The sequence below is a fragment of the uncultured Desulfosarcina sp. genome (assembly GCF_963664155.2).
GTDB lineage: Bacteria > Desulfobacterota > Desulfobacteria > Desulfobacterales > Desulfosarcinaceae > Desulfosarcina.
The window spans coordinates 2200214-2215989 of the sequence record NZ_CAXXXH010000001.1; the positions used below are offsets into that span (position 1 = coordinate 2200214).

Consider the following 15776-nt stretch of genomic DNA (forward strand, 5'->3'; position numbering starts at 1 on the left):
ACTACTGGTTCTCGATTACCCCATACCATATTGCATATCAATCCGCAGACAAGAAAGCTTAGGTGGGATGAACCCTGACATTTACCGGGAAATCAAGCGCCGGATTCTTTTTTTGGAATACGCGCCGGGGCAGATTCTCAACGAAAATGTTCTGGCCAAGGAATTCGGGGTCAGCCGCACCCCCATGCGCGAGGTGCTTTACCGACTGGCGTGGGAACAGCTGGCCCGCATCATCGCCCGCACGGGAACCATGGTCACGCCGATCGAGTTTCAGACGATGATGCACACCTACCAGGCCCGCCTGGGTATCGAAGCGGAAGTGGGCCGGCTCTGCGCCGAACTGACCACGGACGACCATCTGGAAGCAATCCGAGCCATTCGTCAGGCATGCCTGTTGCTGACTGACCGCAAAGACCCCGGCGCCCTGGTGGACATCGACCGCCGGTTACGCCGTGTCGTCCATGACGCCGCCGGCAATCCGGTACTCAAATCCGTTTCCGACCAGCTCTACACCCTGACCTTTAGACTGTGGTACGTCACCTTGGACAAGGGCGACTGGCAGCAGGAGGTCCGTGAAATGCTGGACGAAATCGAGGCCACCCTGGCCGGCATGGAGGCCGGTGACGGCATCCAAACGGCAAGCGTGAGGCGCGACGCCCTGGTGCGCCACTTCGACCGCATCCGCGCCAAGTATCTGGGGGTTCCCAGCAAAGTTAAACTATAAAGTCTATGTCCCTTACCCTTTTTCTGATCACCTACCTAGGCATCGCCCTGGGCAAAGTCCCGGGGCTGGTAATCGACCGGGTGGGCATCGCCCTGCTGGGCGCCATCGCCATGGTGGGGTTCGGCGTGATATCGACGCAGGCCGCGGTCCAGGCCATCGACCTGCCCACGATCCTGCTGCTCTATTCGTTGATGATCATCTCGGCCCAGCTGCGCCTCGGCGGCTTCTACACCTGGTCGGCATCGAGGATTTTGCTGCTGCTGACCCGTCCCAAACAGTTTTTATGGGTTCTCATGGCAGTCAGTGCCGTCCTGTCTGCCCTTCTGGCCAACGATATCGTCTGCTTTGCGTTCACCCCCGTCCTTGCGGCCGCCCTGATACGATCCGGCATGAACCCCCTGCCCTTTCTGCTGGGCCTGGCGATCTCCAGCAACATCGGCTCGGCGGCCACCATCATCGGCAACCCCCAGAACATGCTCATCGGCCAGGTCGGGCAGTTGGCCTTCGGGCAATTCATCGTCTGGTGCGCACCACCCGCACTGCTCTCCCTGCTGGGCAGCTACCTGGCGCTGCTCTGGATTTACCGGGATAAGATGACCCTTGGCGGGGCAGCATCGACCCTCGCGGATCCGGACTCCTGGCCGGACTTCAACCCCTGGCAGAGCGCAAAAGGCATCGTCGCCGTGGTTGGACTGGTGGCCCTGTTTTTCACACCCATCCCCCGGGAAGTATCGGCCATCGCCATTGCCGGTCTCCTGCTTTGCAGCCGCAGGATGAAAACCCGGGATATTCTGGGGCTGGTGGACTGGCATCTGATCACCCTGTTCTGCGCCCTGTTCATCGTAATCCAAGGTATCACCCAGGCCACCGATCTGAACATGGTGGTGAACCGATTCACCGCCTGGGGAGTGGACCTTGGCAACCGCACCATGTTAACCGGCCTGACGGTCGTACTCAGCAATATCTTCAGCAACGTACCCGCCGTCATGCTGCTGATTCCCTTCATGGACCCGCTGAATCCCCAGCAATGGTATACCCTGGCACTGGCCAGCACCTTTGCCGGCAACCTGTTTGTGTTGGGCAGCATCGCCAATCTCATCGTCATCGAGCAGGCATCCCGCCTGGGGGTGGTCATCTCCTTCAGGGAGCATGCGCGGGTGGGCGTGCCGGTGACCCTGATATCATTGATCGTTCTGGTGGGTTGGGGTATGATCTGACGGTCTGCAAAAACGATTAGGAGAAAGGAGATCAAAAGGATGAAATACGTAGTTTATCTGTTGGGATTTGTGTGGATTGCGGCAGGAGCCTTTGCGATTCTCTACACGGAGGATTATAAGGCCTATTTCAAAGGGCTGTTAACCAGGCTGGCACCCAAGCGGCTGGCAATTATCCCCGCCGTCATAGGCCTGCTGCTGCTCCTGGCCGCATCATCGACCGGCCACAGCTGGTTTATCGGGGTGATCGGAACATTAGGGATCATAAAAGGTGCACTGATCTATTTCAATCCCGGCGGCCTTTTTGAAACCAGCAAAAACTGGCTGAACACGCTTTCCGACCAGGGGTACCGGCTGGTGGGTATCATTGCCCTGGTGCTGGGGACCGTGGTGATCTCCTGGATTCAATAAGCAAGGCAATCCTCCGGACCAGAATAGGGCAAACAACCGATGCGTCAGCGTTCACCAACGGGAGGGGCGGTCTTGCGCTGGTCCCTTTTTGTCCTGATGCTGATGGGTCTGCCGCTGATGGGCATCATGGCCGCCGGCCGCGATCCCGCCCCCTATCTGGAAATGCCGCCGGTGACCCGCTACGTCGCACACGCCGGTTTTTCATGGGCCTGGTTTGGCTTTTTTGCCTTCGCCGATCTGATGCTGATCGGCGGCCTGTTGTGGTCGATTCGCTGCGGGCAACTGCGCACGCGGGAAGTGGTTGAGACGCCCGATTTTCCCAAGGCGTTGAAAAACGCCACGAGCGCAGCAGGTTTAAAACACCCCGGGCACTTTCCCTGGTGGGGCTGGGCCGGCATCATTCTCTGCCTGGCCTCCTGGCTCCTGGCCTGGAAACGGTTCACCTGGTTCTGGCTTTTCCAACCCCACACCTTTCTGCCCATCTGGGCCGGCTTTATCCTTGCCGTCAATGCCCTCGCCGTCAAACGCAGCGGCAGTTGCCTGGTCCTTCGCCGACCGTTTCGATTCCTGCTGCTTTTCCCGCTCAGTGCCGGATTCTGGTGGTTCTTCGAGTACCTCAACCGCTTCGTCCAGAACTGGTACTACACCGGCATCGAAGGCATGGGACCGGGGGAATACTCATACTACTCCAGCCTGGCTTTCGCCACGGTGCTTCCCGGCGTACTCAGCATGGTTGACCTGCTGCTCACCGTCCCCGCCCTGGGAAAAGGCCTGACCCGCTGCCGGCCGCTTAACCTTCCCTCCTCCCCGTGGATTCCTTGGGTTACCCTGGCAACGGCGAGTGTCGGACTTGCCCTGATCGGCATCTTTCCGGATCAGCTGTTTTCCCTGCTGTGGATCTCTCCTTTGCTCATCATCTTCTCCATCCAAAGCCTGACCGGCCGTCGCACCCTGCTCAGTCCGCTGCGGATCGGTGACTGGCGGCCGCTGGTGGTCCCGGCCCTGGCGGCGGTGCTCTGCGGATTTTTCTGGGAAATGTGGAACTACTTCAGCCTGGCCCGCTGGACCTACACCATCCCTTTCGTGCAACGCTTCCACCTGTTCGAAATGCCGGTCCTGGGATTCGGGGGATATCTGCCTTTCGGGCTGGAATGTCTGCTGGTGGGATCGCTGGTGATCGGCAATCCGTTCAGACAGGTGGAGCAGGATTGATTGATCACCGCTAAGATGCAGCGGGCGCAAGGGTGAAATTCATGGCCCCGACCCAAAACAGGACAAACCCACCCATTTCAACGGAGACTAAATGAGGTATTGGTTCAATAGAAAAGCCATTTGGGCCAACCCGTCCTCCATTAAAAGCAACGCAGCCAGCCTGAAAAAGTTTTACACCTTTCTGCATGAAAAAGGCCTGGTTGGAAAGGAAGATTTTCTGGATTTAAAACAAACAATAAAAGCGGAGATGCCGGAATGCCTGGAAGCCCTTGGGCGCTTTGATAGCCAATCCATTGAAGAGGAATGGTGACGTAACTGCCGGCTCAACGTTTCCATCACCGCGGGCGGTGGATGCGGCATTGGCCCCACGGCAATATTTCTGCACTTGTACCTGATCGGAAAATAGATTAGCGTATATTTTCATAAATAAGATCCAATCCTTATGTTCTTGTTTCAGTAAATTCGTTTTCGTCAGTTCGGGCAAAAGATGCACAAAAGATACCTTCTCCAGGCGGCGTGATGAATAAAACGAATCAGAAAATCTATTGTTTCGGTTTGTTCAGTATAGAATCGGTAATAATTAGTGGATTGGATATGGTTATTGGAATATCCCAAAAACAAAAAGTGGAAAATTTTCTATTCTATAACCGTGATACGCAGAAAAACTTTTCCACGTATTGCCACTGTTAGGTCAGGATATGAAGGAGAGCAAAAATGACCCTTGTACTCACTGAGATTAGTGCCCTAGGTTTAACTATGGCGGCTGATTCCGCTGTGACCATAACGAACACTGTCACAGGACTCAGCCATGTTCAGAACAACGCAGCCCGAAAGCTACAAACCATTCCGTACTTAGACGCAGGCATATCTTGCTGGGGAATAGGCACTATCAACGGCATATCTACGGATCAATGGTTGGGTAATTTTATTGCGGCTAATTCTGGCATTAATAATTTGGGAAACTTCGCAGTTTCCCTTGAGAATGAATTGAATCAATTAATTCCGCCCAATCCTAATCCACAGAATAGTAGACTCGGCTTTCATTTGGCAGGATATGAAATGTATCAAGGGGCACCCACTCCTTCTTTTTATCACATACATGAAGGGGAAAGCACGACTTTGCAACAGCGAGGAATAATAATAAATCCTAATCAATTCAATGCCAATCATGATGTTCCGCCACAGATTGCGGTTCAGCTTTTTGCTCAAGGTAATAGCTGGATAACGAGGAATGGCGATTACCAACTCTATGCAAATATCTTCCAATCTCTTGAGACGATGTTCCAACAGCTTTTGCCTCTTGGTATAAGAATACCAAATTCTCAAAATCTTGCAGATCGTGTTGAGTATCTCGTATTTCAGATCCGCACTATCTCGGAAATTTATCGCCTAAGCAATCTTATTCCGGGTATTGGTGGGGATATTTACTTTATATCGATTTCCCAAGTCGGGCTTCATAGCCAGGGCATAAAACACTACTAAGTTTGCAGGGACCTAACCTTGCTCTTGCAGCGGAGCGCAAAAACCGGCGCCCGCTGAAGAGCCCGTTATCCCAATAAACATATAGCTAACCGTTTATTAATTGTGTTGTGGAGATAAAACCAATGCAAAAAAGAAAAATAGGCAATACTGAACGGGCATTACCAACGATAGGCCTTGGCTGCATGGGCCTATCGGAGTTTTACGGACCGCCCATGGAGCAGACTGCTGCGATCAAGCTACTACACGAAGCGATAGAACTGGGCGTCGAACACTTCGATACGGCAGAAATGTATGGAATTGGCGGCGCAAATGAGACACTGCTTGGCAAAGCGTTCGCAGACCGCCGCGACCGCGTATTTATCGCAACCAAATTCGGGCCAACGCGGGATTTCAAAACCGGTGAGTTTATTGGTCTCGATGGTTCGCGTGAAAACTGCCGGCGCGCTGTCGAAGGTTCACTACAGCGCTTATGTACCGATGTTATCGATCTGTATTACCTGCATCGTGTCGATCCGGCAACACCAATTGAGGAAACTGTGACCGCAATGGCCGAACTGGTGGTTGAAGGCAAGGTTCGCACCATCGGTTTATCCGAAGCGTCGGGCGATACTATTCGCCGCGCAGCCAAGATACATCCGATTTCGGCGGTGCAATCGGAGTATTCGATCTTCAGCCGAGATATAGAGACCAATGTCATTCCTGCCTGCATCGATGTCGGTGCATCTTTGGTGGCCTACTCACCGCTCGGCAGGGGTATGCTGACGGGACGATTCAAGACAGAGACTCTGGGTGAAGGCGACTGGCGATTAACGACTCCTCGTTATCAAAGTGAAGCCTACACCGCCAACGTAGCGCTCGTTGACGAGATAGAAACGGTAGCCTCTGCCAAGTCATGCACGTCGGCACAGGTTGCGCTCGCATGGGTCATCGGTCGCGGTGAATACATCATGACCCTTACGGGAACGACAAAACTGGAAAACCTCAAATCGAATCTCGGTGCCTACGATGTGAAACTGTCGGATAATGAGCAGGCGGCCCTGGATGCGTTGGCGGATTGCGTTAAAGGCGATCGCTACGACGAATGGGGTATGGCAGCCATAAATGGCTAAATCGCTCTACAAAAGTTGTAGACCAATTCGTCCTATGAACCTGACCCTATCAATGGCCAACAATCACATACACTCGGACAACAAAAAGCGCCGCTCGTTCCTCGCTATGCTTTTTGCTACCGGTGATGTGAGACGTTAGATGGCGCTTCACCTGCCACTGCTTTCAGTGAAAGATAATAATGAACAAACGGGCATTGCATTCTTTAGCCGACAAGCTTCACGATATTCTATGGTGCGAGGAAGGTGAACTCAGCCTTACCATTCTGCGGGGCTTGGCAAAAGGTCAGCCTTTGACAATTTGCTACCTGGAAAATACGCTCAATATGTCTGCTGAAAGTGTCAAACAATCCCTTCGATGCTTTCCCTGCATAGAATACGATCAGGTCGGTAATATTCTGGCATCAGGATTATCTTTAACCCCGACACCCTATCGTTTTCAAGTTGCCGGTCAGGATTTATACACGTGGTGCGCACTTGATGCGTCTGGGATATGATCTTGCACAGCGCCGTCTGGTTTATGAATAAAAAAGCTAATTACCAGGAAGGAAAATATGAAAGCACTATTTATCATATCAACCGATGATGCTGAAACCATTTATAATGCAATCCGGTTGGCCGATGTTGCTGTGAAAAAAGACGATGAAGTGAGCGTTTTCATGCTCGGAAAAGGCGTTCTTTATGAGAAAAGCAGCAACGAGCAATTCAATGTAATTGAACAGGTCAATCAATTCGAGGGAGATTTTTATGTCTGAGGGGTGTGTCTGAAATCCCACGGTCTGGCGGGATCGAGCTCATGCCCTATTGCCTGGATGGATGATCTTTATGAGCTGTCCATGGAGGCTGACAAGGTTTTTACATTTTGAAATAAAACAACGCCGGCATGACCTGCCGGTTGAGAATCGAGGCGCAGAGAACGCGTCCGCAACCCAACTCGACGGTTCGACGAAATAGCAGGTATTATTTATGGAACACTGGAACTATCTATTGGATCCACTCCTTTCGTTCTGGCCTTTCCTCTGCATTGTCATTGTGTTGGGAGCCGCCCTGCGGGGCACACATTGGTTTCTTATCAGGCGACATCCCGATCTCAGCAGCGAACGCAAGTTTCCTCGTCAAATTACTATGCTGGGATTATTGCTTCTCGGTCTTATTCTCGCCATTCTTGTCTTACCCGTAAATGAAACATTTCGCGACCGGTTGCTTGGACTAATTGGGCTGCTGGTTTCAGGAATCATTGCATTCTCATCAACAACCATCGTTGCAAACTTTATGGCAGGGATTTTACTTCGGATAACCAAACCGTTTAAAACAGGTGATTTTGTCCGCGTTGGAGAATATTTTGGTCGTGTTTCCGAACGCGGATTATTTGACACGGAATTGCAGACAGAAAGTCGGGAGCTTATAGCCCTTCCCAACACATACTTGATCAGTAATCCCGTAACCGCGGTTCTCAATTCGGGAACCATCATTTCAATTTCACTGTCTTTAGGATTCGACATTCATCATTCACAGGTGGAGCCGCTGCTCATTGAAGCCGCAGAGAAAAGCGGGCTTGAGGAGCCGTTTGTTCACATTCTTGAGATTGGCAATTATTCGATCACTTATCGTATTTCAGGCTTATTGATTGAAGTGAAAGGACTTATCACATCCCGCTCTAACCTCTCCAGAAATGTTCTGGACACACTGCATGGCCACGGTATCGAAATCATGTCGCCAGTCTATATGAATCAGCGCCGTATGGGAGATGACAAGAAGGTCATTCCCAAATTCGTTAGAGAAGCGTCGTCGGAAGTGTCTGCAGCGGCTGAACAGATTGCCTTTGACAAAGCTGATCGGGCAGAACTGATCGAAAACGAAAAGCAACAATTGACAAAGGATCTTCAAAAGATGGAATCCTTATTAAAGGAAGCCTCTGGCGAAGACAAAGACCGGATTAAATCGAAAATAGCGGAGGGCCGTGAGCGTCTCAAGGATATGGAGCAAAAACAAGATGAGTTAAACGTGGATGACAGAAACGCCGAACCACCGGCTGCAGGCGAATAGGGCCAGCCGCCCATTAGACCCTTTACCTTCATTTCAGGAACAAAATGAGCCACGCATACGTTATCGGCCACATTACCGTGAAAGACCCTGAAAAGTGGAACCAGTACCGAAGTCAGGTTCCGGCTACCCTGGAGCCATGGGGCGCTGAACTGGTTCTCCGGGGGAAATTGGCTTCCATCCTGGCGGGTGACCATTCGCACACCGACACGGTTGTCGTCCGCTTTCCCGATATGAAAGCAATCAATGGCTGGTATGCGTCACCGGCTTATCAATCGCTCATTTCCTTGCGGGAAAAGGCTGCAGAAATAGTTCTGCTCGCCTATGAAGGGTAACGGTTCAGCACGCCACTTCATTTTCCACCGGGATCGACAGCGGCCTTATCGGGCTGCCGTTCAGGGGGCAGAAGGGCGTTCAACCGCCGGGCAGGGTAATCCATCTTTTTAAGTATAGTGGAGGCATCGCATGACCATCCGAATCGTTCGTCTGGGTACCGACAGATCCCGGGGAGAAGGACTGCGCATTGGGACGGTGAGGCGCCCCCCGCGGGGCGTACCCAAAGATGAATACGCATCGAAAAACTGGTATGATGTGTGGCTCCCCAACGTTGCACCCACCGCCGAACTCATGAAGGTCGGCCAGGCAGCCGAATCCGAGAAAGCGTGGGCCGCATTCGCCAGGAAATATCGTGCAGAAATGAAAAATCCTGAAAAGAGCCGAATCCTCGATCTGCTTGCCGCGCTGTCTCATCATGCAAATATATCCGTTGGCTGCTACTGCGAAAACGAGCAGCGCTGTCACCGGTCCATACTGCGCGAGTTATTGGCGGAGCGGGGAGCCGAATTCGAATGAGACCGGGTGCAACGCCGCACAAAAACAACACCCAACAGGCCTCTTGACAGGAATTAGGCGGCAAACGCTGCCTCGCCTGTATGCATCGGCGTTGGCCGGGAAAAAGGTAAGTGGCTCGTCATGATATCCAGTATTAATGCATTTTTTAAAGAGAGGTCATCGTTTCAAGTTACCACAGCCTGCCTGTTTCTTATTTTTATTCTCGCCGCAATGGACCACATCACCGGATACGAACTCTCATTTTCCATTTTCTACCTCCTGCCGATCGCATTTGCGACCTGGTATGCGGGGCTGTATCATGGCGCCCTGCTCAGCATTGTCAGCGCGTTCGTCTGGCTAATCGTTGATATCACGGCTGGGCACCACTATAGCCGATCCATTATTCTGCTCTGGAACGCCGGTGTACGGTTCCTGTTTTTCATCGTAACCGCGTGGTTGCTTACGACCGTCAGGGCCCAACTGGAAAAGGAAAGGAGCATGGCAAGGCTGGACGGTCTTACGGGAGTCATGAACGGGCTGGCGTTCGTGGAGTCCGCACAAACCATTTTCCGCATCGCAGACCGATTCAAGCGGTCAACGGCCATCGGATATATCGATTTGGACAATTTCAAAAGCGTGAACGACACCTGGGGGCATGCCGAAGGGGATCAGGTGCTAAAAACGGTCGCTTCCATTTTATTGACCTCTGTTCGCAAAGCAGACCTCGTGGGTCGGTTGGGTGGGGATGAATTCGTTGTTCTTTTACCGGAGACCACCTGTTCCGGCGCCGGCACCGTGTTCGAAAACATCCGTGAAACTTTTTCAAAAAAAGCTGAAGAACAAGGCTGGCCGATTGGTGTCAGCATTGGCGTTGCCGTTTTCCTGACAGCGCCATCAAGCTTGAACGAAGCAATCAGATTTGCCGACACACTGATGTACCGCGTAAAAAATAGCGGAAAGAACCGTATTCTTATCGAAGAGGTGGGTCGCCCGGAGATAATCGGCCGACATTCGAACGGGGAAAACCCCCGGAACCCGCGCGGCACGATTCCCGAAGCGCCTCATCAATAGCGTCAGGAGTTCAACGAATCCGATGACTGTCGCCAATTTCTCTGAAACCGGGGCGCTGGTGAAGGCCGGGAGGTTGTCTACCCAATGAACGTAAATCCAACCTTTTCCTATCAAGCGACAAAAGAACGCATCCGATTCATTGATATGGCGCGCTTCATCGCCATGGCCCTGGTATTTTACGGGCATTTCATCGAGCGGATCATGTACTTGAAGAATCCGACGGCGGCAGCGCAGTACAAATTCATCTACTCGTTTCATATGGTCCTTTTTTTTGTACTGGCCGGCTACGTGGCCAAACAGAGCGACCTGTCCTTCGGATTCTGGAAATTTTTAAAACAGCGGACGCTGTCGCGCCTGCTGCCGTTCGTTTTCTTCACCGCGGTGTTCATGCTGTCCGCCGCCATATTTCCAGGGGATTTCTTCCACCTGAAGCTGCCCAGCCTGCAGGGCTATCTCGACGGCCTGGCGAACACCGTGTTCGGCATTCCCCTGTTTTGTGTGCCGTCATGGTTTCTGATGATCATCTTCTCGGTGGAAATGGTTCACTATTGGGCCTGCCGCGTGTTGACCTCCGACAGGAAAATCGTCGCCGGCTTGGTTCTCTTTTATGTCGCCGGATACCTCTTCAACGGAAGGTTCGATATCGTCAATCCGCTCAAGGGGCGGGTCATCGGGTGGAACTATCTGTTCATCCACGAGGCGATCTTCATGTATGCATTCTACCTGCTGGGCGTCTGGATGCGCCGCAGAGCGTTTCTCAGAAAAGGGCCGTCCCCGATAATTCTGATTCCTGCGGCTATGGTCGCGTTTTTCATCGTCTTCTTCACCTACCGCCTGAACAGCGGCCTTTTCAGTTTTCCGCCGATAGATGCCGTAGTCATCCTTTTCTCATCCCATGGGCACTACATCTGGTTCCCCCTCACCGCCGTAACCGGCTGCCTGATGGTGCTTTTCGTCGCCAGGACCATGCCGTCCTGGACACCGATGGTCTGGATGGGACAAAACACACTGATTCTGATGTGCCTCAACGGCATTTTCTACCACTACATTAACCCGCCCATGGCCCAATGGGTTGTCGATCATCTGCAGGGAACACCGTTGACCGTATTGTGGGTGGGTTGTGCCATGACGGCAGGCAGCCTGACGGCTTGCATGCCCATGGTCTACCTGTTGAAGCGATGGCTCCCCCAGCTGGTGGGCCGGCCCACGATGGCGGGGCCGCTGCTGAAGAACCTGATTTAGAGCCAAATCCGGCCAACTGGAATAATTGTTGATCAGCCGTGCTGAAGGCCAGACCGATACGGCGCTGGATAGGCGCAGGATGTTTCCAAACATGGAACCAGCCCTCTGCCAAAAAGGCGATCGAAGCAGCCGTCATCGCATTAGAAGCGGGGGTAGACTCAGATCGAACTGTCGTTGCTTCATCCGGCGAGGTTCAGGAGAGGACGGTCTTTCGCTCGCGAAACTGACTCTGGTACAATCGATGGTAGGCGCCTCGCTGGAGGAGGAGTTCTGCATGGGTTCCCTGTTCCACCACCCGGCCATTTTCGATCACGATCAGCTGGTCGGCATTATAGATGGTCGAGAGGCGATGAGCGATGACGAAGCTGGTGCGCCCCTTCATCAGTTCAAGGAGGGCTTTTTGAATATACAGTTCGGTGCGGGTATCCACGGAACTGGTGGCCTCGTCCAGAATCAGGATCGCCGGATCGGCCAGTATGGCGCGGGCAATGGTCACGAGTTGGCGCTGGCCTTCGGAAAGATTCGCACCCCGCTCCGCCAGAACCGTCGCGTAGCCCTGTGGGAGCCGGCGGATAAATCCGTCTGCATGGGCGAGCCTGGCGGCTGCGAAGACCTCCTCATCGGTAGCGGTGAGCCGGCCATAGCGGATGTTCTCCAGCACAGACTCGCTGAAAAGAAACGATTGTTGAAGGACCACCCCCAGTTGCCGCCGCAGACTGTCCCGCTTCACGGTGCGGATGTCGACGCCATCGATGCGGATGGTTCCCGCCTCAGGATCGTAGAAACGGGAAAGCAGGTTGACGAGCGTCGTCTTTCCCGCGCCGGTGTGTCCGATCAGGGCGATCCGCTGCCCGGGCCGGGCACGGATGGAAACGTCCTTGAGGACGGGGATGCCGGGCATATAGGAGAAGGTGACATGGTCGAGCGTCACCTCCCCGGCCACTCTGGGCAGATCCGGCGCGTGGGGGGAATCGGTCCGGTCGGCAGCGGTATCCAGGAGATCGAAGATCCGTTCGGCCCCGGCCAGTGCCGCCTGGACCTGGTTGTACAAGTCACTTAGCTGGCGCAGCGGCTCGGCAAAGCGCCGCGAGTAGGTGATGAATGCAGCGATCGTTCCGATGGATACAACTCCGCGGATCGCCAGCCACCCGCCCAGTCCGCAAAGAATCGCCACGTTGAGATTCGACAGAATCCCCATCATCGGCATCACCAGCAACGCCAGGGTCATGGCCCGTACACCGGCTTTTCGAACGGCTTCGTTGGCCTGGTCGAAACGGTCCAGAACGCGTTCTTCCTGTCCGAAGGCAATTACGACCCGCTGTCCGCTATAGGTCTCTTCAAGCACGGCGTTCAGGTCTCCCAGTCGCGCCTGGTAGCTGCGGAAGGCCGTGCGCGTCTTGCGGCCGACCATACCGACGAGACCGATCATCAGGGGAAAGGCAATCATCGATCCGAGAGCCAGCCAGGGGCTGAGCACGATGATGATCGCCAGAATGCCGACAATGGTCAGGAGCCCGGTAAATAATTGCGCGGCGTTGTGTGTAAGGACCTGATTGATGGCATCCATGTCGTTGGTCAGCCGGCTCATCAGGTCGCCTTGAATTCGGGAATCGAAGAATCGCAGGGACAGCTTCTGCAAATGGTTGAAGAGATCGGCCCGCAGCGCCCGCATTGCCTTTTGGGCCATACCGGCAATGAGCACGCCCTGGGTAAGCTGCGCCGCCGCTGAAAACACGTAAGCGCCCAGCATGAAGAGGATCAGTCGAAATAACGCGGCACGGTTTGCCTTCACAAGCTGGTCGATGGCCCGGCCCATCAGGAAGGGCCCGCTTAACGCCAGCGCCGTTCCGAGCACGGCAAAAAGGCCAACCAGGATGAGGGTGGTTCGATAAGGACGCAAATAGTGCATCAAACGGTGCAGGGCACCCTTGGTGTCCTTCGCCCGTTCGATGGTTCGACCCTGGCCGCCACCTCCTCCGCCCGGCCCGGGCAGGCCGGTCATGCGGACAGATGCCGGTTTTTGCGCGGGTCCGTCAGCCATGATGACCTGCCTTGCCCTCACGCGGTTCCCCGAGCTGGGAGCGATAAATATCCCGGTATAATTCGCTCGTGTCTATCAGGCGGTTATGGGTGCCGATGGCGGCGATCCGTCCCTGGTCGAGGACGATAATCTTGTCGGCCAGCAGCACGGAGCTGATGCGTTGGGCGATGATGAACCGGGTCGTGGAAATTTTAAAACCCCCGATCAGCCGATCGAGAGCGTCCTGCAGCCGGACCTCGGTCTCGATGTCCAAGGCGCTGGTCGCATCGTCGAGGATCAGGACCGTGGGTTTAACCAGGAGCGCCCGTGCGATGGCGATCCGCTGGCGCTGTCCACCGGAAAGCGTCACCCCCCGCTGGCCCACCACCGTGTCGTATCCATCGGGAAGCGCGGCGATGAATTCGTCGGCCTGGGCGGCCCGTGCCGCCGCCATCATGTCTTCTTCGTCGGCGGTCATCCGGCCATAGCGGATGTTGTCGCGCACGGTCCCGCTGAAAAGAACCGATTCCTGCAGGGCTATCCCGATGGCGCCCCTCAGAGCGTGAAGATCCAGATCCCGCACGTCGATTCCATCGAGGGTGATCCGACCGGCCGTAGCATCGTAGAAACGCGGGATAAGGTGGACCAGGGACGATTTTCCGGAGCCGGTCGCCCCCACGATGGCAACCGTCTCGCCCGGATCGGCAACAAATGAAACATCCGACAGCACCGGTTCCTCGCCGTTACCCGAGTAGCTGAAGCAAACACCCTCGAAGGCAATCCGTCCCCGGGAATTGACCAGGCTCGCTGCAGATCCGGACTGCCGGACTTGCGGTTGGGCGTCAAGCACCTCTAGGATCCGGCTCGCCGATGCATCCGCTGCCGATATCGGGCCGATCATACCGGTAAGCATGAGGATCGGGAAAAGGGCAAAGGAAAGGTAGTTAATGGCGGCCACGACCTCACCGACCGTCATCTCACCCGCCATTGCCGTTTTGCCGCCGATCCAGACCGCACCGACGATCGCCAGGTTAAGGATCAGCAACATGAACGGGGCGAAAGCCGCCAACAGGCTGGCGATGCCGATCGTCTGGTTCATCAGCGCCTGATTGGCCTTATCGAATCGGGCTTCCTCATGCGCGATACGCACGAAGGCCTTGATGACACGAACGCCGGCAAGGTTTTCCTGAAGGACGATGTTCAGCCGGTCGAGGCGTTGCTGCACCCCCAGAAACAGGGGCCGGGTCTTGCGGGCAAAAAGCCACACCAGCAGAACGATCAGAGGCACAAACACCGTCATAATCAGGGCCAGGTGGGGGTTGGTGAGGATCAGCAAGACGATCGCACCGCACGCCCAGAGCGGCGCCCGGGTAAGAATGCGCAGCGACAGCATGACGATCATTCCCACCGCGTTGACGTCGCTCGTCGAACGGACGATGAGTTTGCCGGTCTGGAGATGGTCGAGATTGCCGAATGAGAAAGACTGTACCTTGCGGATCAGCACGCTGCGGATGTCGGCCCCGAATGACATGGCCACGTTCACCGAAAGAAAATTGTTGGCGGCGGCCAAGGCTGCGGAAAGAAGCGCGGCGCCCACCATGATAAGGGCGGTGACGACGACCACCCGGCCGTTGCCGGGCACGATGCCCTGATCGATAATCCGCTGGGTCAGATGCGGGATGAGCAGGTCCGACGCAACCATGGCAACCAGCAGGGTCAGGGAGGCGGCGGCCTGCCTACGGTACGGCCACAGATACGCATACAATCGCAAAAGAGACTTCACCGGATCTTCTCCGCTTCATCCGGCAAGGAGAACCGCCCGGGGCATGCGTGGCCGGTGTCTTCGTCCCCGGCCTGGATCAGATACCCGCGGACCTTCAGCAGGGATTGCCTGAGCGTTTCCTGTTCCTGCCGGGTCATCATCGACGTCATCTCGTTGTCCAGTTCCTTGAACGATGCATGGGCCTCTTCGCGCAGTTTTTTCGATTTCACGGTCAGAAATACACGCACGATCCGCTGGTCGGTTGCGTCTCGGCAGCGTTCTATCCAGCCGTCCCGCTCCATCCGCTGCAACGTGTTGCTGGCTGTCGGCGGAGTAATATGCAGGGCCCGGGCAAGCACACGCTGGGAAATCCCGTCTTCCTGCCAGAGTCGAAAGAGGATCAACCCCTGGGCGTGGCGAAGGCCGATGCCCTCCAACTTCGCTCGTCGCCGACTGCCGACGAGCCGGCAGACCTGCGCCAACAGATAACCGATGGCAGGCGTCCGCACATCTTCTTTCGTATTCTTCATGCACTCGCTCATATATAGTTAGCTTTCGAATTATTAGAAGGCTAACTCATAAGCGTTCTTGAACCGTCTGTCAACATTTTGGGTTTGCCGGCTTAGACCATTTGCCCAGGCCATTCGATTGGGAAACG

General features: G+C 54.7%; 17 protein-coding genes. 14 read left to right on the forward strand and 3 right to left on the reverse strand.

All coding sequences use genetic code 11. The features are described 5' to 3' along the window. The first annotated feature begins 67 nt into the window (after positions 1 to 67). From ACHZBS_RS10075 to ACHZBS_RS10140, 14 genes are all read left to right on the forward strand, one after another. Complete coding sequence (locus ACHZBS_RS10075; protein ID WP_319406368.1) at positions 68 to 724, forward strand: GntR family transcriptional regulator; 657 nt, start codon at positions 68 to 70, stop codon at positions 722 to 724. Positions 725 to 729: 5 nt separating this feature from the next. Continuing rightward, positions 730 to 1941: an anion transporter gene (locus tag ACHZBS_RS10080; RefSeq protein ID WP_319406369.1), complete on the forward strand. Its 1212-nt coding sequence runs from the start codon at positions 730 to 732 to the stop codon at positions 1939 to 1941. 39 nt (positions 1942 to 1980) lie between these two features. Continuing rightward, positions 1981 to 2349 (forward strand): hypothetical protein, encoded by a 369-nt coding sequence (locus ACHZBS_RS10085; protein WP_319406370.1) that lies wholly within the window; start codon positions 1981 to 1983, stop codon positions 2347 to 2349. A 72-nt stretch (positions 2350 to 2421) separates the two neighbouring features. Further along, on the forward strand, positions 2422 to 3561 hold the full coding sequence (locus ACHZBS_RS10090) for a hypothetical protein (RefSeq protein WP_319406371.1): 1140 nt from the start codon (positions 2422 to 2424) through the stop codon (positions 3559 to 3561). Between the two features lie 91 nt (positions 3562 to 3652). Further along, positions 3653 to 3871, forward strand: coding sequence for a hypothetical protein (locus ACHZBS_RS10095; RefSeq protein ID WP_319406372.1), 219 nt, complete (start codon positions 3653 to 3655; stop codon positions 3869 to 3871). 404 nt (positions 3872 to 4275) lie between these two features. Further along, on the forward strand, positions 4276 to 5043 hold the full coding sequence (locus tag ACHZBS_RS10100; RefSeq protein ID WP_319406373.1) for a hypothetical protein: 768 nt from the start codon (positions 4276 to 4278) through the stop codon (positions 5041 to 5043). Between the two features lie 122 nt (positions 5044 to 5165). Further along, positions 5166 to 6152, forward strand: a complete 987-nt coding sequence (locus ACHZBS_RS10105) for an aldo/keto reductase (protein WP_319406374.1) — start codon at positions 5166 to 5168, stop codon at positions 6150 to 6152. A gap of 179 nt (positions 6153 to 6331) precedes the next feature. Then, complete coding sequence (merB, locus tag ACHZBS_RS10110) at positions 6332 to 6646, forward strand: organomercurial lyase (protein ID WP_319406375.1); 315 nt, start codon at positions 6332 to 6334, stop codon at positions 6644 to 6646. Between the two features lie 57 nt (positions 6647 to 6703). Next, the gene (locus tag ACHZBS_RS10115) at positions 6704 to 7015 is read left to right on the forward strand and encodes a DsrE family protein (RefSeq protein WP_319406376.1); all 312 of its coding nucleotides are present in this window, start codon (positions 6704 to 6706) and stop codon (positions 7013 to 7015) included. Positions 7016 to 7115: 100 nt separating this feature from the next. Beyond that, positions 7116 to 8195: a mechanosensitive ion channel domain-containing protein gene (locus tag ACHZBS_RS10120; protein ID WP_319406377.1), complete on the forward strand. Its 1080-nt coding sequence runs from the start codon at positions 7116 to 7118 to the stop codon at positions 8193 to 8195. A gap of 44 nt (positions 8196 to 8239) precedes the next feature. Continuing rightward, positions 8240 to 8527, forward strand: coding sequence for a DUF1330 domain-containing protein (locus ACHZBS_RS10125; protein WP_319406378.1), 288 nt, complete (start codon positions 8240 to 8242; stop codon positions 8525 to 8527). A gap of 130 nt (positions 8528 to 8657) precedes the next feature. Next, entirely contained in the window at positions 8658 to 9044 is a 387-nt protein-coding gene (locus ACHZBS_RS10130; protein ID WP_319406379.1) for a DUF488 family protein, read from the forward strand. A 120-nt stretch (positions 9045 to 9164) separates the two neighbouring features. Beyond that, positions 9165 to 10094: a GGDEF domain-containing protein gene (locus ACHZBS_RS10135; RefSeq protein WP_319406380.1), complete on the forward strand. Its 930-nt coding sequence runs from the start codon at positions 9165 to 9167 to the stop codon at positions 10092 to 10094. A gap of 84 nt (positions 10095 to 10178) precedes the next feature. Then, positions 10179 to 11336: an acyltransferase family protein gene (locus ACHZBS_RS10140; protein ID WP_319406381.1), complete on the forward strand. Its 1158-nt coding sequence runs from the start codon at positions 10179 to 10181 to the stop codon at positions 11334 to 11336. 193 nt (positions 11337 to 11529) lie between these two features. Here ACHZBS_RS10140 and ACHZBS_RS10145 read toward each other — a convergent pair whose 3' ends face one another. From ACHZBS_RS10145 to ACHZBS_RS10155, 3 genes are read right to left on the reverse strand one after another with little or no spacing between them, the layout of a single operon-like run. Next, the gene (locus ACHZBS_RS10145; protein ID WP_319406382.1) at positions 11530 to 13377 is read right to left on the reverse strand and encodes an ABC transporter ATP-binding protein; all 1848 of its coding nucleotides are present in this window, start codon (positions 13375 to 13377) and stop codon (positions 11530 to 11532) included. Further along, positions 13370 to 15139, reverse strand: coding sequence for an ABC transporter ATP-binding protein (locus tag ACHZBS_RS10150; RefSeq protein ID WP_319406383.1), 1770 nt, complete (start codon positions 15137 to 15139; stop codon positions 13370 to 13372). The genes ACHZBS_RS10145 and ACHZBS_RS10150 overlap by 8 nt, the downstream gene beginning before the upstream one ends. Then, positions 15136 to 15648, reverse strand: a complete 513-nt coding sequence (locus tag ACHZBS_RS10155; RefSeq protein ID WP_319406384.1) for a MarR family transcriptional regulator — start codon at positions 15646 to 15648, stop codon at positions 15136 to 15138. The genes ACHZBS_RS10150 and ACHZBS_RS10155 overlap by 4 nt, the downstream gene beginning before the upstream one ends. Between the last annotated feature and the right edge of the window lie 128 nt (positions 15649 to 15776).